Annotated in this window: 20 protein-coding genes; 4 read left to right on the forward strand and 16 right to left on the reverse strand. The window is 38.7% G+C overall.

What is annotated here, in order from left to right; all coding sequences use genetic code 11:
* Positions 1–24: 24 nt before the first annotated feature.
* The 3 genes from B7703_RS08720 to B7703_RS08730 all read right to left on the reverse strand — a co-directional run bounded on the left by B7703_RS08720 (position 25) and on the right by B7703_RS08730 (position 2,654).
* Positions 25–519, reverse strand: a complete 495-nt coding sequence (locus B7703_RS08720) for a YkgJ family cysteine cluster protein (RefSeq protein ID WP_000031472.1) — start codon at positions 517–519, stop codon at positions 25–27.
* 132 nt (positions 520–651) lie between these two features.
* The gene (ptsP, locus tag B7703_RS08725; protein WP_084924478.1) at positions 652–2,385 is read right to left on the reverse strand and encodes a phosphoenolpyruvate--protein phosphotransferase; all 1,734 of its coding nucleotides are present in this window, start codon (positions 2,383–2,385) and stop codon (positions 652–654) included.
* Between the two features lie 5 nt (positions 2,386–2,390).
* Positions 2,391–2,654, reverse strand: coding sequence for a phosphocarrier protein HPr (locus B7703_RS08730; RefSeq protein WP_000146947.1), 264 nt, complete (start codon positions 2,652–2,654; stop codon positions 2,391–2,393).
* 350 nt (positions 2,655–3,004) lie between these two features.
* On the opposite strand from B7703_RS08730, the gene nrdH reads away from it, so the two are divergent.
* From nrdH to B7703_RS08750, 4 genes are all read left to right on the forward strand, one after another.
* Positions 3,005–3,223, forward strand: a complete 219-nt coding sequence (gene nrdH, locus B7703_RS08735; RefSeq protein ID WP_000259240.1) for a glutaredoxin-like protein NrdH — start codon at positions 3,005–3,007, stop codon at positions 3,221–3,223.
* 80 nt (positions 3,224–3,303) lie between these two features.
* Complete coding sequence (nrdE, locus tag B7703_RS08740) at positions 3,304–5,463, forward strand: class 1b ribonucleoside-diphosphate reductase subunit alpha (RefSeq protein WP_084924480.1); 2,160 nt, start codon at positions 3,304–3,306, stop codon at positions 5,461–5,463.
* Between the two features lie 195 nt (positions 5,464–5,658).
* Positions 5,659–6,621, forward strand: coding sequence for a class 1b ribonucleoside-diphosphate reductase subunit beta (gene nrdF / locus B7703_RS08745; RefSeq protein ID WP_000451386.1), 963 nt, complete (start codon positions 5,659–5,661; stop codon positions 6,619–6,621).
* A gap of 142 nt (positions 6,622–6,763) precedes the next feature.
* Positions 6,764–7,531 (forward strand): DeoR/GlpR family DNA-binding transcription regulator, encoded by a 768-nt coding sequence (locus B7703_RS08750; protein WP_033685012.1) that lies wholly within the window; start codon positions 6,764–6,766, stop codon positions 7,529–7,531.
* A 104-nt stretch (positions 7,532–7,635) separates the two neighbouring features.
* On the opposite strand, the gene B7703_RS08755 is transcribed toward B7703_RS08750, so the two are convergent.
* The 13 genes from B7703_RS08755 to B7703_RS08815 all read right to left on the reverse strand — a co-directional run bounded on the left by B7703_RS08755 (position 7,636) and on the right by B7703_RS08815 (position 19,437).
* Entirely contained in the window at positions 7,636–7,893 is a 258-nt protein-coding gene (locus B7703_RS08755; RefSeq protein ID WP_080713123.1) for a DUF3884 family protein, read from the reverse strand.
* A gap of 42 nt (positions 7,894–7,935) precedes the next feature.
* Positions 7,936–9,342: a 6-phospho-beta-galactosidase gene (gene lacG / locus B7703_RS08760; protein WP_084924482.1), complete on the reverse strand. Its 1,407-nt coding sequence runs from the start codon at positions 9,340–9,342 to the stop codon at positions 7,936–7,938.
* A 462-nt stretch (positions 9,343–9,804) separates the two neighbouring features.
* A complete protein-coding gene (locus B7703_RS08765) occupies positions 9,805–11,496 on the reverse strand; it encodes a lactose-specific PTS transporter subunit EIIC (RefSeq protein WP_084924483.1) in 1,692 nt (563 codons plus the stop codon).
* Positions 11,496–11,813 carry a PTS lactose/cellobiose transporter subunit IIA gene (locus B7703_RS08770; protein ID WP_001078320.1) on the reverse strand — a complete coding sequence of 106 codons (318 nt, stop codon included), beginning with the start codon at positions 11,811–11,813 and terminating at the stop codon, positions 11,496–11,498. The genes B7703_RS08765 and B7703_RS08770 overlap by 1 nt, the downstream gene beginning before the upstream one ends.
* 35 nt (positions 11,814–11,848) lie before the next feature.
* A complete protein-coding gene (locus tag B7703_RS08775) occupies positions 11,849–12,685 on the reverse strand; it encodes a PRD domain-containing protein (protein WP_084924485.1) in 837 nt (278 codons plus the stop codon).
* 234 nt (positions 12,686–12,919) lie between these two features.
* Positions 12,920–13,900, reverse strand: coding sequence for a tagatose-bisphosphate aldolase (gene lacD, locus B7703_RS08780; protein WP_001229115.1), 981 nt, complete (start codon positions 13,898–13,900; stop codon positions 12,920–12,922).
* A 1-nt stretch (position 13,901) separates the two neighbouring features.
* Positions 13,902–14,831, reverse strand: coding sequence for a tagatose-6-phosphate kinase (locus B7703_RS08785; protein WP_023948153.1), 930 nt, complete (start codon positions 14,829–14,831; stop codon positions 13,902–13,904).
* A 10-nt stretch (positions 14,832–14,841) separates the two neighbouring features.
* Positions 14,842–15,357, reverse strand: coding sequence for a galactose-6-phosphate isomerase subunit LacB (gene lacB / locus B7703_RS08790; protein WP_001216910.1), 516 nt, complete (start codon positions 15,355–15,357; stop codon positions 14,842–14,844).
* A 30-nt stretch (positions 15,358–15,387) separates the two neighbouring features.
* Positions 15,388–15,813: a galactose-6-phosphate isomerase subunit LacA gene (lacA, locus tag B7703_RS08795; RefSeq protein ID WP_000029277.1), complete on the reverse strand. Its 426-nt coding sequence runs from the start codon at positions 15,811–15,813 to the stop codon at positions 15,388–15,390.
* A gap of 283 nt (positions 15,814–16,096) precedes the next feature.
* Positions 16,097–16,993: an aldose 1-epimerase family protein gene (locus B7703_RS08800; RefSeq protein WP_084924486.1), complete on the reverse strand. Its 897-nt coding sequence runs from the start codon at positions 16,991–16,993 to the stop codon at positions 16,097–16,099.
* Positions 16,994–17,093: 100 nt separating this feature from the next.
* A complete protein-coding gene (locus B7703_RS08805; RefSeq protein WP_084924488.1) occupies positions 17,094–18,569 on the reverse strand; it encodes a PTS galactitol transporter subunit IIC in 1,476 nt (491 codons plus the stop codon).
* Positions 18,570–18,616: 47 nt separating this feature from the next.
* Positions 18,617–18,922, reverse strand: coding sequence for a PTS sugar transporter subunit IIB (locus B7703_RS08810; RefSeq protein ID WP_000590547.1), 306 nt, complete (start codon positions 18,920–18,922; stop codon positions 18,617–18,619).
* A 38-nt stretch (positions 18,923–18,960) separates the two neighbouring features.
* Positions 18,961–19,437 (reverse strand): PTS sugar transporter subunit IIA, encoded by a 477-nt coding sequence (locus B7703_RS08815; protein WP_192851975.1) that lies wholly within the window; start codon positions 19,435–19,437, stop codon positions 18,961–18,963.
* Positions 19,438–19,648: the final 211 nt, after the last annotated feature.

Below are 19,648 nucleotides of genomic sequence, written 5' to 3' on the forward strand. Positions count from 1 at the left end.
AGAGATTTTTTATCCTTTAAATCTCTATAACTTATCCTTTAATTTCTCAACAAAGAGATAGGCTGCTGGACAGGTCAAAGTATTCTTAATCGTCAAATGGTTGATTTGATGGATTTTTTTACGGTCCGTATGGGGAAACTCTCGACAGGCCTTTGGACGAACTTCATAGATGGAACAGAGATTATCTCCTCCTAGAAAGGGACAAGGCATGGATTTAAAAACCTTATCACCATCTTCATCTACCTGCAGAAACTCCGCTTCAAAAGCTGGTAATTTCATCTTAAAGTACTTAGCAATACGAGTGATGTCTGCTTCCTTGAAGTCAGGTCCCAATGTCTTGCAACAGTTAGCACAGGCGGTACAATCAATCTCTGCAAAGACTTCTTCATGAATCTGCTGAGCTATCTTATCAAGATTTTTTGGTGGCTTTTTCTTTAAATTTGCTAAAACTTTTCGATGCTCCTTCTGCTTTTGCAAGGCTAGCTGGTGGTAATACTCAATATCAATTTCTTTAGACATGATTTCTCTCTTATTCTATTTGTTTCTCCTATTATATCATGCCTCTTCATCATTGAAAAGTGGACTTCACAAGACTATACTATTCCCGAATGTATCAAAAAACCTTGCAACTAGGTTACAAGGTTAATGACATTAATCAAAGTTAACGTATTCTTTTTGAAGTTCAAGGACTTCTTCCATTGTTGAACACTCTGTAAGGGCACGGTTAGCGTACTCTTCCATCTTAGCAGTGTCCAATTTCTTCATCAAGCTACGTGTACGAAGTACAGATGTTGCTGACATAGAGAACTCATCCAAGCCCATTCCGACAAGAAGTGGAACAGCTTTTTGGTCACCAGCCATCTCACCACACATACCAGCCCATTTACCTTCAGCGTGAGCTGCCTTGATAACGTTGTTGATCAAGCGAAGGATTGATGGGTTATATGGTTGGTAAAGGTATGAAACTTGCTCGTTCATACGGTCTGCTGCCATTGTGTATTGGATCAAGTCGTTTGTACCAATTGAGAAGAAGTCAACTTCTTTAGCAAATTGGTCTGCAAGCATCGCTGCTGCAGGGATTTCAATCATGATACCAACTTGGATATCATCCGCAACTGCAACTCCTTCAGCAAGAAGGTTTGCTTTTTCTTCATCAAAGACTGCTTTAGCTGCACGGAATTCTTTCAATAGGGCAACCATTGGGAACATGATACGCAATTGACCATGAACAGAAGCACGAAGAAGGGCACGGATCTGTGTACGGAACATTGCATCTCCAGTTTCAGAAATAGAGATACGAAGGGCACGGAATCCAAGGAATGGGTTCATTTCGTGTGGCATATCGAAGTAAGGAAGTTCCTTATCTCCGCCGATATCCATTGTACGAACGACAACTGGTTTACCATTCATTCCTTCAAGAACAGCTTTGTATGCTTCATACTGCTCATCTTCTGTTGGGAAGTCTTGAGAATCCATGTACAAGAACTCTGTACGGTAAAGTCCAACAGCTTCTGCACCGTTGTTGTTAACACCTTCAACGTCTTTTGGAGTACCGATGTTAGCAGCCAACTCGAAGTGTTTACCGTCAGCAGTCACTGTTTGAGCATCTTTCAAAAGTGCCCATTCAGCTTTTTGTTTAGCATAAGCTTCACCAGCTGCTTTAAATTCTGCTGCTTGTTCATCTGTTGGGTTGATAATGACTTCACCAGTGATTCCGTTAACGGCAAGGATATCACCGTCTTTCACTACTTCAGTGATGTTATTTGTTCCCAATACAGCTGCAATTTCAAGTGTACGTGCCATGATAGCTGAGTGGCTTGTACGTCCACCGATGTTTGTTACAAAAGCTTTTACAAAGTTTTTGTCCAATTGAGCTGTATCAGATGGTGTCAAGTCATGCGCAATCACGATTACTTCTTCATTGATAGAAGCTGGATTTGGCAATTTTTTACCAAGAAGGTTTGCCAATACACGTTTTGTCACGTCGCGGATATCCGCTGCACGTTCTTGCATGTATGGGTTATCTTCCATGCCTTCAAAGATCGTGATGAACATGTCAGTCACTTCTTTAAGACCTGCTTCAGCATTGACTTTCTTAGCACGGATTGTTTCTTTAATCTGACCAATCAATTCTGGGTCAGCAAGAACCATCAAATGAGCGTCAAAAACTTGAGCCGCTTCTTCACCAAGCGTACCTACAGCTTTCTCACGGATAAGAGAAAGCTCGTTTTGAGAAGCTTCAAGAGCTACATCCAAACGAGCCTCTTCTGCGTTTGTATCTTCGACTGAAACAGTATCGAATGACAAATTCGGTTGAACGAGTAGATATGCTTTTGCAACGGCAACACCGTCAGATGCTGCGATTCCTTTAAGCATTTCTGTCATCTTCCTTATGCCAATCCTTCTTTTTCCATTGTTTCTGAGATTGCAGCGATAGCATCATCTGCATCTGCACCTTCAGCTGAGATAGTTACGTCAGCACCTTGGCCAACACCAAGACTCATAACACCCATGATTGATTTAAGGTTAACTGATTTACCTTTGTACTCAAGAGTGATATCTGAAGCAAATTTGCTTGCAGTTTGTACCAACAATGTTGCTGGACGTGCGTGAATACCTGTTTCTGCCACTACGTGGAAATCTTTAGAAGCCATAGTTTGACTCTCCTTTTGTTCTTTCTTTTTTGAGTTATATGTGATAACCCTTACAATTTGGTATTATATCATCTTCTAGGATTTTTTTCAAGCATTTTATGGGATTTATTCGATTTCCTTTCAGATAACTTGCTGAAAATCTTCTATTCTAGATAACAAAACACAGGATATAGTTTTCCAAAAAACTACTTCTAGGATAATCATCACTATTTTACAAAGCAAACACTACATATTGTGTTTTGTGACCTTGAGCAGAAAAATAGACCACTATATTTAGTTTCAAATTATTGACAAAAATTTATTTTCTGATATACTAAAAAAGTAATCTATTTTGAAAGAGGAGTTACACAATGGTAACCGTTTATTCTAAAAACAACTGTGTCCAATGTAAGATGACCAAACGTTTCTTGGACAGTAATAATGTCGCTTATCGTGAAATCAATCTTGATGAGCAACCTGAGTACATCGATCAAGTTAAAGAGCTCGGTTTCAGCGCAGCTCCTGTTATCCAAACACCAACTGAAGTCTTTTCAGGTTTCCAACCAGGAAAGTTGAAACAATTAGCATAATCTTAGTACATCATCCAGAAGAAACTGCTTCTAGGGCTAACTTAGAAGCCTTTCTTTTGTAATTAGATAAGGGAAATTTTATGGGATTAAAACATCTTGAAGACGTGACTTACTTCCGTCTCAACAACGAAATCAACCGTCCTGTCAATGGACAAATCATGCTTCATAAAGATAAGGAAGCCTTGGATGCCTTCTTTAAAGAAAATGTAGTTCCAAACACTATGGTTTTTGATTCAATCAAAGATAAAATCAACTACCTCATTGAACACAACTACATCGAAACAGCCTTTATCAAGAAATACCGTCCAGAATTTTTGGAAGAATTAGCTCAATTTATCAAAGACCAAAACTTCCAATTCAAGTCTTTCATGGCAGCTTATAAGTTTTACAATCAATATGCCTTAAAGACTAACGACGGTGAATACTATCTTGAAAGCATGGAAGACCGTGTCTTCTTTAACGCCCTTTATTTTGCTGATGGTGATGAAGCTGTTGCGATTGATATTGCCAATGAAATCATCCACCAACGCTATCAACCTGCTACTCCTTCCTTCTTGAATGCTGGACGTGCTCGCCGTGGGGAGTTGGTATCTTGCTTCCTGATCCAAGTAACTGATGATATGAACTCTATCGGACGTTCTATCAACTCAGCTCTTCAACTTTCACGTATCGGTGGTGGTGTGGGAATTACCCTCAGCAACCTTCGTGAAGCTGGTGCACCTATCAAAGGCTATGAAGGAGCTGCTTCAGGTGTCGTTCCAGTTATGAAGCTTTTCGAAGATAGCTTCTCTTACTCAAACCAATTGGGTCAACGTCAAGGTGCCGGTGTTGTTTACCTCAATGTCTTCCACCCAGATATCATCGCCTTTCTTTCAACTAAGAAAGAAAACGCCGATGAAAAAGTTCGTGTAAAGACCCTTTCACTTGGTGTTGTAGTACCCGATAAATTCTACGAATTAGCACGTAAAAATGAAGAAATGTATCTCTTCAGTCCATACTCAGTAGAGCTTGAATACGGTGTGCCATTTAACTACATCGACATCACTGAAAAATACGATGAGCTAGTCGCAAATCCAAATATCCGCAAGACAAAAATCAAGGCGCGTGATTTGGAAACTGAAATCTCTAAATTGCAACAAGAGTCTGGCTACCCTTATGTAGTCAACATTGATACGGCTAACCGTGCAAACCCTGTTGATGGTAAGATTATCATGAGTAACTTGTGTTCTGAGATTCTTCAAGTTCAAGAACCAAGCTTGATCAACGATGCTCAAGAATTCCTTCAAATGGGAACGGACGTTTCATGTAACCTTGGTTCAACCAACGTAGTCAACATGATGACTTCACCTGACTTTGGTCGTTCTATCCGTGCTATGGTTCGTGCCCTTACTTTCGTTACAGATAGTTCACACATCGTAGCTGTTCCTACCATCGACCACGGAAATAGCCAAGCTCATACCTTTGGTCTTGGTGCCATGGGACTTCACAGCTACCTTGCCCAACAATTGATTGAATATGGGTCACCTGAGTCTGTTGAGTTTGCTAGCATCTACTTTATGCTTATGAACTACTGGACTTTAGTTGAGTCAAACAATATTGCGCGTGAACGTGGTATCACCTTCCACAACTTTGAAAAATCAGACTATGCTAACGGAAGCTACTTCGACAAGTATGTGACAGGCGAATTTGTTCCAAAATCAGACCGTGTTAAAGAACTTTTCAAAGATATCTTTATCCCAAGTGCTGCTGACTGGGCTGAACTTCGCGACAAGGTTCAAGCAGATGGACTTTACCACCAAAACCGTCTAGCTGTTGCCCCAAATGGTTCTATCAGTTACATCAATGACGTTTCTGCTTCTATTCACCCGATTACACAACGTATCGAAGAACGTCAAGAAAAGAAAATCGGGAAAATCTACTACCCTGCTGCTGGCTTGTCAACAGAAACCATTCCTTACTACACTTCTGCTTACGACATGGATATGCGTAAGGTGATTGATGTCTATGCTGCTGCAACTGAGCACGTGGACCAAGGACTTTCACTCACTCTCTTCATGCGTAGTGACATTCCAAAAGGTCTTTACGAATGGAAGAAGGAAAATAAGCAAACGACACGTGACTTGTCTATCCTTCGTAACTATGCCTTTAACAAGGGAATCAAGTCTATCTACTACGTCCGTACCTTTACAGATGATGGTGGAGAAGTCGGTGCCAACCAATGTGAAAGCTGTGTGATTTAATCTTTGCTTGAGGAAACTACTTTTTCTCAAATTAGTGATTCATTCACCCTGCTAAACTAAACTGGAATAAGCACCTATACTATGGAAAAACACAAAAGTCGGACTTCCGACTTTTTGTGCGATACTCCTCTAGAATTATGATAAAATAGAAGTAATTGTGAGTTCGCAATACTAAACACAGAAAGAGATTTCAAAATGGAAACTTACTACAAAGCCATTAACTGGAATGCCATCGAAGATGTCATCGACAAATCAACTTGGGAAAAACTGACGGAGCAATTCTGGCTTGATACACGTATTCCTTTGTCAAATGACTTGGATGACTGGAGAAAGCTATCAAATGTAGAAAAAGACTTGGTTGGAAAAGTCTTTGGTGGTTTAACCCTTCTCGACACTATGCAATCTGAAACTGGGGTTCAAGCCCTTCGCGCAGACATCCGTACACCACATGAGGAAGCTGTTTTCAATAACATCCAATTTATGGAATCTGTCCACGCTAAATCTTACTCATCAATCTTTTCTACCTTGAATACTAAGGCTGAGATTGAAGAAATTTTCGAATGGACCAATACCAATCCTTACCTACAAAAGAAGGCTGAGATCGTCAACGAAATCTACCTAAACGGTAGCCCACTTGAAAAGAAAGTTGCCAGCGTCTTCCTTGAAACTTTCCTCTTCTACTCTGGTTTCTTCACTCCCCTCTACTATCTCGGTAACAACAAGCTAGCCAACGTTGCGGAAATCATTAAATTAATCATTCGTGATGAGTCTGTTCACGGAACCTACATCGGATATAAATTCCAACTCGGTTTCAATGAATTACCTGAGGAAGAGCAAGAAAAACTCAAAGAATGGATGTACGACCTGCTCTACACTCTTTATGAAAACGAAGAAGGCTATACAGAAAGCCTCTATGACGGTGTTGGTTGGACGGAAGAAGTTAAAACCTTCCTTCGCTACAATGCCAACAAGGCACTCATGAACCTGGGGCAAGATCCACTCTTCCCAGACTCAGCAGATGATGTCAACCCAATCGTTATGAACGGTATTTCAACAGGAACTTCCAACCACGACTTCTTCTCTCAAGTCGGAAATGGTTACCTCCTTGGTGAAGTTGAAGCCATGCAAGACGATGACTACAACTACGGTTTGGACTAAGGTCATCTATTTTATAAGTGATAAAAAGATCATGGTTTGTTTAAAACAACCATGATGTTTTTGTTTTTGTTTTCTTTTGTTTTTTAAATTGATTGATTGAATACTTTATGATAAAATAGTAATAGAAATAGAGGTGATAACGATGTTAAAGCAGGAAAAACTAGATAATATTCTAGAAACGGTAAATACAAAAGGAACTATTACTGTAAAAGAAATCATGACTCGCTTGGATGTATCAGATATGACTGCTAGACGCTACTTGCAAGAGTTAGCAGACAAGGATTTACTTGTTCGGGTGCACGGGGGAGCTGAGAAAATTCGCACAGGTTCTATTTTAAACAATGAACGTTCCAATATTGAAAAACAAAGCTTACAGATTGCAGAAAAACAAGAAATCAGCCGTTTTGCAGGCCATTTAATTGATGAGGGTGAAACCATTTTTATTGGTCCAGGGACAACCTTGGAATCTTTTGCCCGTGAACTTCCAATTGATAATATTCGTGTTGTAACAAACAGTTTACCAGTCTTTCTCATCTTAAACGAACGAAAACTAACAGATTTGATTTTAATAGGTGGAAACTATCGCTCTATCACTGGAGCCTTTGTCGGAACACTAACCTTGCAAAACTTGGCCAATTTGCAATTTTCTAAAGCCTTCGTTAGCTGTAATGGTATTCAGGACAATGCGATTGCGACCTTTAGTGAAGAGGAAGGTGAATCTCAACGCATAGCCCTCAATAATTCCAATAAAAAATACTTACTAGCTGACCATAGTAAGTTCAATAAATTTGATTTCTATACCTTCTACAATATCTCTGATATTGATACCATCGTTTCAGATTCTAAACTGAGCAAAGAAACGTTTGAACAACTTTCAAAACAAACAAAAATTATTCTTTCTAAACCATAAGACTGAGGATTGATAAAATATAAAATGCGTCATATCAAGAAAATAAAAATCTTGATATGACGCATTTTTTGATGAAGATTTTTACAAAGAGTTTCCTAGATTCTTTATGATTGTTGAAACGGCATAAAATCTGAATCAAAGGAGATATTATCCCGTTCTTCAGGACTGATAAAATTTAAAAAGATATTTTTAAATTCTTCCAGCTCATAGTCTGAATGGCAAATCCATTCTTTACCGGTAGAGACATACCATTTCCCAAGATTTTTCAGCTCCTCATTAGTCAAACAAGGTATTTGAGAACATTTTTCGAAATTTATAATATAAACTTTTTCATAAATAGATTGGATAAAATCTTTGAACATCTTTTTGCCTCACTAAAATTCTATATCTAATTAGTAATTCTACTACTCAATCACTTGAGTTTCTGCTACTTTCTTGTACCAGTGAGCTGATTTCTTAGGATAACGTTCTTGTGTTTCAAAGTCTACATAAAAGAGACCGTAGCGTTTTTCATAACCGTTTGACCATGAGAAGACATCCATTAATGACCAAATGAAGTAACCTTTTACATTCGCTCCATCTGCAATAGCATCAGACAAGACTTCCAAGTGTTGTTTCACGTAATCAATACGGCCATCATCGTAAACAGTGTTATCGACGAACTCATCTTTATAACCAAGTCCATTTTCAGTGATGTAAATCTTCTTGTAGTTAGGATAATCTTTCTTCACTCGCATGATTTGATCATACAAACCTTGAGGGTAGATAATCCAATCCCAATCCGTACGTGGTACATAGTCAGAAGCTACACGACGACCAACACCTTTAATTTGGTATTTAGAGCTTCCTTTTTCACCCTTACCATTATGGATGATTTCAGTTTCTCCATCAAAGGCTTCCATCCAGTCACTCATATAGTAGTTGATTCCTAGAAAATCATTCAAGTCTTTTGCAGCTTCTAATGCTGTAAAATCTTCTTCACGAAGATCCAAGCTACCACCATTGGCAGCCAAGATAGCCTCTACCCCTGCCAGGGTCTTTTCAGAGTAGTGACCCAGATAAGTTGCATCCAAGATAAATTTATTATGGATAATGTCCTCCAACTCTGCCGCAATAACATCTGCAGGATTTTCAGGATCTAGAGGATACTTAGTAGGCAGAGCATGAACAACCCCAATTTCACCTTTATAACCTTTCTCTTTGTACAATTTTACTGCACGTGCATGAGACACCATCATATTGTGGTGCGATTGGAAGACTTTGGCAAGATCGTACTGAATACCTGGAGGGAATTTACCAACCAAGTATTGACCATCACCGATTGGTCCAATTTCATTGAATGTTGTCCAATAGTTTACTTCTGGAAATTCTTCAAAACAGAAGGCAGCGTAATCTACAAAGTATTCGATATTTTCACGGTTTAAGAAGTCTCCATTTGAGTGGAGAGCTTCTGGCGTGTCAAAGTGATGAAGAGTTACAAAAGGCTCAACATGACGTTTGTGACACTCTGCAAATAGATTATGATAAAATTCAACACCTTTAGCATTTACTTGGCCGTAACCAGTCGGGAAAATACGTGACCAAGCAATAGAAATTCGAATGCCATTGACACCATACTCTTCTGCCAACTTGAGGTCAACTGGGTATCGATTGTAAAAATCACTGGCTGGTTCTGCAGTGTACCAGTAGTTATCTTCAAGATATTTATCCCACGCTACTGGTCCTTTACCATCAGTATGTGTAGCACCTTCTGCTTGATAGGCAGCTGTTGCGCCGCCGAAAATAAAGTCTTTTGGTAATGATTTTGTCATTTTTTTCACCTATTTCTTGATTTAAATAAAGTAAAAGTGAGAGGAGAGGAGTCAGTGAGCCATCCTTCTCCATCTCACTTCTTGTACCAAGTCACCGAATTGTGACATGAGGAGGTAAAAACGATATCTTTTTACCGACGAATTAATAAGGCGATTAGGAAATTCGCCATAGCGATTTCCGCAACGATAGGAGACTATTTCAGAGTCCCTAGCCTTAATCGAATTGTGACATGAGGAGGTAAAAACGATATCTTTTTACCAACGAATTAACAAGGCGATTAGGAAATTCGCCATAGCGATTTCCGCAACGATAGGAGACTATTTCAGAGTCCCTAGCCTTAATCGAATTGTGACATGAGGAGGTAAAAACGATATCTTTTTACCAACGAATTAACAAGGCGATTAGGAAATTCGCCATAGCGATTTCCGTAACAAGAGGAGACTGTTTCACAGTCCCTATCGTTAATCGAATTGAGCTTGTACAAATGCAAGAGCACCTTTTCCATCACGGGTTAATTTGATGTATTGAGCACCTTCTGTCTTGGCAAGTTTAATACCGAGTTTATCTGTTTCTGCCTTCATATCTTCAAAGTTTGAAGCAACTTGAGGGGCAAGGATAACTAGATCAAACTCTGGTAACATTTCACGGTGAGCACCATAGCCACCTGCTGCTGCTTTCACAGGAACATTGTATTCTGCAGCTGCCTTATTCAAAGCATTTGCAAGGAGACCACTTGTACCTCCACCAGCACAAAGAACTAAGACATTTGTTTCTTTTGTAATTGTATTTTGAGCTGCTTCTACACCTGCTTTTTCAAGAATAGCATCTGCTTTCGCAGTGTTGAAGTTTGCAGCAACTTTTTCTTTCAATTCATCATTAGACTTACCTGAACGCTCTTCTTCTAGAATTTGTTCATCATAGACCTTAAGGAATGGATAATAAATGACTACGTCAACCACAATTAGAAGGACAGCAAGAATGAATGATAGAACTTGGAAATTAGTACCAAGAACTAGACCTAGTGGAGCTGGGGTTGTCCATGGTAGATTAGCAGTAAATGAATTCATTCCAAGTGTTTCAATAAAGAATTTGAAGATCCAAACGTTCGCGATTGGAGCAAAGATAAATGGAATGAAGAAGATTGGGTTCAATACAAGAGGTGCACCAAACAAGATTGGTTCGTTTACACCAAAGAAAGTTGGAACTACTGAAGCACGACCGATTGCACGGTTACGTTTTGATTTTGTTAACCACATGAACATGAATGGAACAACCAGTGTCGCACCAGTACCACCCATGGTAACGATAAACATTTGTGTACCAGAAGTAAGAATCTTGTCAGCGTGCATACCTTGTTGGAGAAGGTTCAAGTTTACTTCGGCATTGGCATATGTAATAGCTGCGATAGCAGGCTCAACGATAGATGGACCATGGATACCAACAAACCAGAAGAAGGCAAAGGCACCAAAGATAATGGTGATACCTAGATAACCATCAGCAGCAGAGAATAATGGTGCAAAGAATTTACCGATTGATTCTGCTACACTAGCACCAACAAAATGACGAGCTAGTAAATCAAGAGCATAAAGTGAAACAACTGAGAGAGTGAATGGAATCACATCTTTAAAGACTTGTGAGATATTTGGTGGAACTTCGTCAGGCATGCGAATAGTGACATTGTTCTTAACACAAATCTTATAGATAGCTACGGTAACAAAGGCAGCAAGGAAGGCTGAAAGCAAACCTTTTGTCCCCAAGAATCCAGTAGCTAGACCATTTTCGATAGGATCAGCTGCTAACATCAACAAACCAACAATCGCTGCTAACAGTGTTGACATATAGTTGATTTGATTGGTTTTCTCCATGCTACGGTTTACTGAGTCAGTCAATGACTTAGCTGTTGTACCAGCTACCAAGAGAGCCAGAATACCCATAGAATAGCTATAAGGTTTCATCAGAAAGGCTACAACTTCATCAGACCATTTAAAGCCCCATGAGTTTGGTACAAAGGCAATCAAGATAAAGATACTTGAGAAGAGAATAACAGGCATACCTGCAATGAAACCATCACGAATAGCACGAAGATAGATATTACGGGATAGTTTCTCAAAGAAAGGCTTTCCTTTCTCGATAAATGCAATTAGTTTGTTCATTATTTAACTCCTCTCTTATAAAGTTCGATTAAGTGGTGCATCAAATCTTTTAACAAGATGGTTGTCATCAAGTGGTCTTGGCCATGCATCATGGTTACACTATAGGCTAAGTCCTCACCAGAAGCTTCCTTAGCCAATAGACTTGTTTGCGCGTGGTGAGCCTCTGCAATGCAAGAACCAGCTTCCTCAACTAAGCTATCTGCTTTCGCAAAATCACCAGCTTCAGCAGCCTTCAAGGCTTCCAATAGTTTTGAACGAGCATCGCCAGCATAGGCTACGATTTCAAAACCTAACAATGTTACTTCTTCTCTATTCATGATAGAATTCTCCTTAGGTATTTTTAATTAAATTTTTATGACAATAAACGTTGGATATGTAGAACTAGATAAACTCGTTCACTTTTATATAAATCAAGACCCGTATGTTGCGTAATCACATCATAGATCTTGGAACCAATCTCGAACGCTTTTGGATAGGATTGTTTAATATGATCTTCCATATCCAGAAGTGATTGGTTATCATCTCTAGATCTGTCTAAATAATCCAAGAAATAATTCAAATGAATCATAAAACGATCATAGAAATGATTATTCTCGTTAGTTCGTTGAATTGCATAACCCTTTAACACTTCTTCAACATTCCTGAGAATTTCTTTCCTCTTATCAATCGACTCCACAAGTTCCACTTCATTTTCACCTTCGGCATTAATGAAATGATAAGCAATCCGAATAATTTCGTCCTCAGGAAAATGATACGCTAACTTCTGACGGTAAATTTCAAATGCTTCATTTGCGATTTGAAAAGCGACAGGATACTTAGTGGAAATATCTGGCAGATTACTATCCTTGTACCTTCCTTGTGCTAGAGCTTGGTAGGAACAGTAAATATGATCTGTCAAGGTTACGTAGAGATACTCTTGAATCGGATAATGATATTTCTTTGATAGCTTATCAATGATTTCATAAGTCACTGTGATAAAATCAAGCGGAACATCTTTGAGGAGAGCCATAAAGTTTTCCCTGGACTCTTCGGTCTTCATCCGAAAGATTTTCTCAACCTGATGTTCAGCAATCAAATCCCCTTTCTTCTTTCCAAATGTAATCCCCTTACCAATCACAATCACTTCTTCTCCTTTATCATTTCTGACAAGCGAGACATTGTGATTCATTGGATTTAGAATTCGATACATGTCAACCTCCTTTTATATCTTAAAGGTATATGAGTACAAAAAATGACCACAAATGAACTAGAAAATCAGCCGATTTCTAATTCACCTGTGATCATGCCTAATATTACTTAGTAACACTCACCTTGTATTAACTTGTGATTTAAGTATAGCACAAGTAAGTTATTTTGTAAACCTTTACATAAAACTTTTTTTAAAATTTTTTTAGATTCATGTTCCTAACCTAGGAGGACTTGCTTACACGCGTTCTTTCCATGAAGTCGCTGTTGTTTGAAGAACTTTATTGAGCTCATCAATGTTTTCAAAACCAGTTGTGCGAAGCCATTCGCGAGCTGCTTCTTCACCATCTTTTATGTAAGCTTCAACTGATCCAGCCCATGTAGCACGGCCACAAAGAACACCGTTAAAGTTTGCACCTGATTCATGAGCAAATACAAGAGTATCTTGGAAGAGTTTAGCTGATACACCTGCACTCAAGTAGATGTAAGGCAAGTTAGTTGCTTCATCTTGAGCTTTGAAGAAGGCTGCTGCTTCTTCACGTGTATAAACTACTTCACCTTCAGCGAAGCCTTCAACATATTTAATGTTAACAGGAACTTCTACTTTCAAGACATCAATGTTAAAGCGTGGGTCTGAGAAGACTTTCATAGCGCCGATAACTTTGTGTGGTTTTACTTTAGCGTATTCTACAGAACCTGCGTCAGCAATTTTTTCATCGTAAGCAAGGATTTCAAGGAAGAATGGGATATCTTCAGCCACACATTCAGAACCGATACGTTCGATGTAAGCTTGTTTTTCTTGGTTGAGTTCGTCTGAGCTATCTACATCATAGTAAAGCAAGAATTTAACTGCATCTGCACCTTCTTCTTTAATACGTTTTGCAGACCAAACATCCAAGCAGTCTGGCAAGCGTTTTGTGCTTGTTGTGTCATAACCTGTTTTTTCATAAGCAAGGAGAAGACCAGCTTTTTCATCAAGAGCTTTAGTTGCTGGAAGTCCATATTCAGGATCAAGAAGCATAGATGAAGCGTATTTAGTCAATTCATCCGCTACCAAAACTTTAAGTTCTTCCATTTGAGCCACTGTCGGTTCTTCTGTTTGGTGTTGAGCCATGAGGCGTTTCAACGCACCACGTTGGTCAAATGCAAGAGCTGAGATGATACCATTTTCATCAGAAAGTTTTTCTAAGCGTGCACGTTTTTGTTCTGTTAAAGCCATTTTATACCTCTTTTACTATTAATTGATCATATAGAGCTTGATAGTTGGCCATGTTGACATGACCAGTCATTTTTTCTTGAGCATTGAGCATACCAAGGACATTTGCCTTGATGAGTAATTCTGCATCCGATTCTTTGTGAAGAAGTCCTGAAGAAATTCCTGCCACAGTAGAGTCTCCAGATCCAACAGGATTTACTACCTGAATTCTAGGAATATCTACCTTGTAGAAAGTGTCACCATGTTTGGCAAAGGCACCGTTGGCACCAAGTGAAACGATAATCCATTCAATACCTGCAAACAAAGGTTCTTGAAGTACTTCTTTTAATTCATCCAAATCCTCAGAAACTTCTCTTCCAAGAAGCTGAGATAATTCCTCATTATTTGGTTTGATGACTGTTGGTTTATGTGGTGATTCAAGAACCTCCTGAAGTGCTGCACCAGAGCAGTCCAAGACAACAGGCTTGCCAGCTTGATTAGCAAGTTCTACCAAGCTCGCATAGTAATCAACTGGAAGACCAGCTGGCAGACTACCTGAGATGGCTACTACTTCAACTGAGTCCAAGAGTTTTTTGAAATGATCCAAAAAGTCTTGACCTTCTTTTTCAAGAACTTCAGGTCCTTTTTCAAGAACTTCTGTTTGATTATCTCCATGAAGAATAGCGATACAGTTACGAGTTTCTCCCTGAATTGAGAAGAAATCTTTCTTTACTTGATCATCGATATTTTCAACCAAAAACTCACCAAGTTTGCCACCCACTAAACCAGTAGCAAGAACAGAATCCCCAAATTCTGAAAGTACTCGGGTAACATTGAGTCCCTTACCACCAGCCGTTTTGGTTACATCCACCACACGATTGACAGTATCAATCTTCAACTCATCCAAGGGATAGGAAATATCAATGGATGGGTTCATTGTGACTGTTAAAATCATATGTCACCTCTTAGTCGTGGTATTCTCCGCGATCCCATTTTTCAAGGAATTCAGTGAAGAAGTTTGCGTCTGTTTGTTGAGCATTGTGACTTTCAAGGTGTTCAATTTTCGCAATCAATTTTTTGTTTTCTTCAGATGGTTTGTATTCAGCATGGATGAAAGCTTCGATGATATCGCACATGAGCAATTCACCAGTAATCTTACCACCAAAACCAATAACGTTGGCGTTCAATTGTTCTTTAGCATAAAGAGCTGTTGTCATATCACGAACCAAGGCAGAACGAACACCTGGAACTTTATTTACAGCATTGTTGATACCAACACCAGTACCACAGATACATACCCCAAGATCAGCTTGACCACTAGTTACAGCTTCCCCTACTTTTTTACCAAAGATTGGGTAGTGAGTACGTGTATGGTCATAAGTACCAAAGTCAATGACTTCATATCCTTTTGATTTCAAAAATTCTGAAACCGCCATTTTTTCATCTGTTACGATGTGGTCACATCCGATTGCAATTCTCATTTTTAACTTACCTTTCTTACTGTAATCTAATTAGCACATTTTGTTCAACATATCAACACGAATCTGGTGACGTCCACCGTCGTATTTACCGTTAACAAATCCTTTAGCAATGTTTTTAGCCAATTCATCACCAACAAGTTGTGCACCCATAGTGATCATACGTGAGTTGTTGTGACCACGAGTCATATAAGCTGAACGTTCGTCAGAAACTTCTGCGGCAACCATTCCTTTGATTTTTGTTGCAACCATGAATGGACCAGCACCATAGGCATCAATCACAATACCAAGATTTTGTTCTTCTTTGTTTACTTCTGCAGCAACAGCAAGAGTCACATCAACAAAGTCTTGACCTTCAGCTGTAACATCCACAACGTGGAAGTTTTCTTTTTCCAAGAAGTCTTTCACAACTTCTTTCAATCTCAAACCTGCAGCATCTGCACCGATAACAATAGACATATTGTATACTCCTTTTTATTTTTCTAGGCTAGTAAAGACTTTTATAGTTAGCAGTTTACCTACAAAAAGCTTTCTAGCAGTTTATTGACAAATTGGATTGAATGAGATGAATGACACCTTATTCAAGTTTAGGAAATCAATTTCCTAGAATAATCTCTCTTTCAAAGAGAATATAACAATTGATTATTTGTTTGTTACAAACATCATTTGTTGCTTACAAACATAATATACTCCTATTTGTCGAAAAAGTCAACAGTTAATGTTTGTTTTTGTGTTTTTTTATCTAAAATATTTCGATATCAAAACCAATTTGATCCACTTGTCCTGGCTCTAAGAGGCGAACATTCTTCTTATCTTCTAGATGATCTCCTTCTTCAAGAGATGTTGACAAGCCTGACCATGGTTCAAAAGCAATTAAAGGGCCCTTATTCAAAGTTGACCAGATAATAAGGTTTGGAAACTCTGCAAAGTGTACTTTCAACCCTTTATCATGTTTACGAGAACGAAGCGCAATTGTTCTAGATTGCAATTCATCTAAGGTAACTGCATCTGTACTAAACAAATCATAGCTGAGATCTACTTCTTTTTGACCTTCTAGCCATGGACTTCTATCTTGGAAATCCAACATACCTGTTTCTGGGAAAGGGTGTGGAACAGAGCAAGTCTCTTCTTTCTCAAACTCTAAATAGTAATCTTCATAGACTTCATCATCAAGTAGAGGACAATTAAATCCTGGATGGCCACCAATAAAGTAAGGCATGACCTTGCTAGTTTCTTTATTAAAAATTTTGTATTGAGTCCGCACTGTCTTTCCAGTAAGGATATAAGTGATTTCTAAGCGGAAATGATAAGGGTAGTTTTGATAACTATTCTCATCGTCTTCAATTGCAAAAGTTACACTATTATCTGTCTGTTCAACTAATTCAAATTCTTTCTTGCGAACCAAACCATGACGAGGAATCTTTCCTTTACTTTCTTGTCCCTTATCATCTATATAAAGTGCTGTATCCTCTCTCAATGAACCACAAATGGGGAAGAGAACAGGAGCTTGTCCACTCCAATAAGTAGCATCTCCTTGCCACAAATACTCAACTCCCTCGGCATCTTTTATAGAAGACAGAGCCCCACCAAAACTGTTAAATTTAACACTTAATTGTTCTGATTTTAATTCAATTACCATTATTTTCTCCGATTTCTTGATAGTTTATAAAAAACTAGGCTGTCGCTCCTAATGGATGTCGACAACCTAGCTTAAACAATTTACATTTTATAGGAGCGCATTATTTTGCTTTTGCTGCGTACTCTTCGTTACGTTTGATCATTTGTTTTCTGTACCAAGCAAAGATACCGATATAGAATACAAGGAAGACTACAGCACCAAGGATTGCTTTGATATCACCTGTTGTAGTGTTACCAATTGTCCAACCAAGAAGTTTTTCGATTGGTCCTTCAAGAGTTGAGTGAGTGATCAATTGAGTTTGACTCACACCTTCTGGGAAGGCACCTACACCTTTAGCAAGTTCTGTTGCAAATGGTGCGATCAGTGTACCTGAAAGAAGGAAGAGTGGCAACAAGAGTGTTCCGAAGATAATCATACGGAGCAATTTACCACGTGTTACAACCAAGAGAGCTGGAGTAACACCCATAGCGATGATACCTGCAAGTGGCAAGATACCATTTCCGACGTTTGAAAGAAGCACTGCTTCAACCAACATGATTGGTGCAAGTACGTTGGCACAAGCCCAAACTTCAGCACGACCAGCGATGAAAGGCCAGTCAAGACCGATGTTGAATTTACGTCCTTGAAGACGTTTAGTAGCAACGTTTGTAATACCTTGTGAAAGTGGTTCTACGGCAGCGATGAACCATGAACCGATAAGTGAGAAGAGTTCCAAAGATACACCGGCCGTCAAACCAAGAGACAACCAACCTTTAATAACTAATTGCCAGTTTGCAGCATCTTCTACACCAGCAACTGGATGTGGAGTACCCATCAAACCGATAACGATACCAAGGATGAAACCGATGAAGAATTTAGATCCCCAGAAACCGATTTTCTTGTTCAATTTAGCAGCATCAAAGTCATATTTATCAAGACCTGGGAAGAATTTTTCAAAAATCTTATCCAAAACCATGATAACTGGGTTCATCATGTAGTTCATGTGAGTTGAAGTCATTGGTGATGAACTTGGTGCATTAAGAAGGTCATCAAATGTAGGTTTCATCAAGTCAGAGTTGATGATTTTAAGAACCCCAACAAGAACAACTGCTGCAGTCGCGATGAATAGTGAAACTCCTTGGCTAACTCCATTGTTGTCTGCATACCATTTAATCAAAAGACCTGTGATAGACAAGTGCCAGATATCGAAGATATCAACGTCAAGTGTATCAGTTTTCTTCATAGCAAGCATCACTACGTTGACAATCAACATGATGAGCAAGAAGTAAAGTGTCCAAGCAGATCCCCAAGTGATTGTAGCAAGTGGTGCCCAACCAACGTCGGTGATGTTCAATTGAATACCAGTGTTTTCAACGAATTTTGCAAGTGATGCTGAGAAAGCACCATTTAGCATACCGATGATAGCACCGATACCAGTAAGAGCGATGGCAAGTTTGATACCACCTTCAAGTGCTTTGGAGAATTTCACTCCAAAAAGTAGAGCCAATACTGTCAAAATGATCAGCATGATGATTGGTCCACCCATATCCAAGATAGGTTTGAACAGCTTATTGGCTAGTTCGATAATGACATCCATAATAGTTCCTCCCTTTTTATAGTTATATGAATGTTAACAAATTAAAATTAGCTTAACCCGTGTTCTTTGATAGCTGCTTCAATATTATCAAATACTGGAGCACTCATTGCTGGGATACGGAATAAGATTGGTCCAGCTTCGATAACTGGAATACCTGGGTCAAAACCAAGATCTGTTGCAGCAATTGGTGTAAAAATGTCATAACCTTTGATAAGGTCTTCATTAACGTCTTTTACCATAACTGCATCACAGTGAACATCAAAACCGCGGTTTGAAAGTTCTTCTTCAAGAGCACTTTTAATTTGGTGGCTTGAGTTAACACCTGCACCGCAGGCAGCAAGAATTTTAATCATATGGATTTCCTCCGATTTAATATTTTTAATAGACAAGATTAAGCAATTGCTTCAGCAATATAAGCATAGAGGGCTTCTGATTCAGAAATTTTTGATAGGTCTTCAAGATGACCATTTCCAGTAAAGAAGTCCATCAACTGAGCAAGAATGTTCGTTTGACTTGAACTTGAGTTATTAATGATAAAGAAGAGCAAGGATACTTCTACTTCCTTATCTGGCGCAATCATATTGTGGAAGGTCACTGGTTTTTCTAATCGAACGACCACAACTTTTTCAGCTAGATTATGAACAATATCTGTATGAGGAATAGCCACATTCGGCAAATCCTTACCCAAAAATTCCATATCTAGGCCAGTTGGAAATGACTTTTCACGCGTGATCAAGGCTTCACGATAAGTTGGAGTTACAATTTCTCGTTCTTCCAATAAAGTTGCAACCTGATCAAAGAGATGTTCTTGATTATCCGCTTCTAAGCAAAACACAAGGTTTTTGTCAAAGAAATGATCTAATCCCATAAGGTTTTCCCTTCTTTCCATTAACTTTATGCTATAAGTATAACACTATATGAAACCGTTGTCAATGTTTTTTTGTTGTTTTTTGTCCTTTTTTTGATTATTTTGTTTATTTTTTATCTTTACAACCAAAACAAACATTTAAAACAAACACTTTAAACGATTTAATCCTATTATAAATGCAAAAAAACAGGCCTATTTAAGCCTGTTTTAC

The sequence above is a fragment of the Streptococcus mitis genome, assembly GCF_002096735.1.
In the GTDB taxonomy this organism is placed as follows: domain Bacteria; phylum Bacillota; class Bacilli; order Lactobacillales; family Streptococcaceae; genus Streptococcus; species Streptococcus mitis_CZ.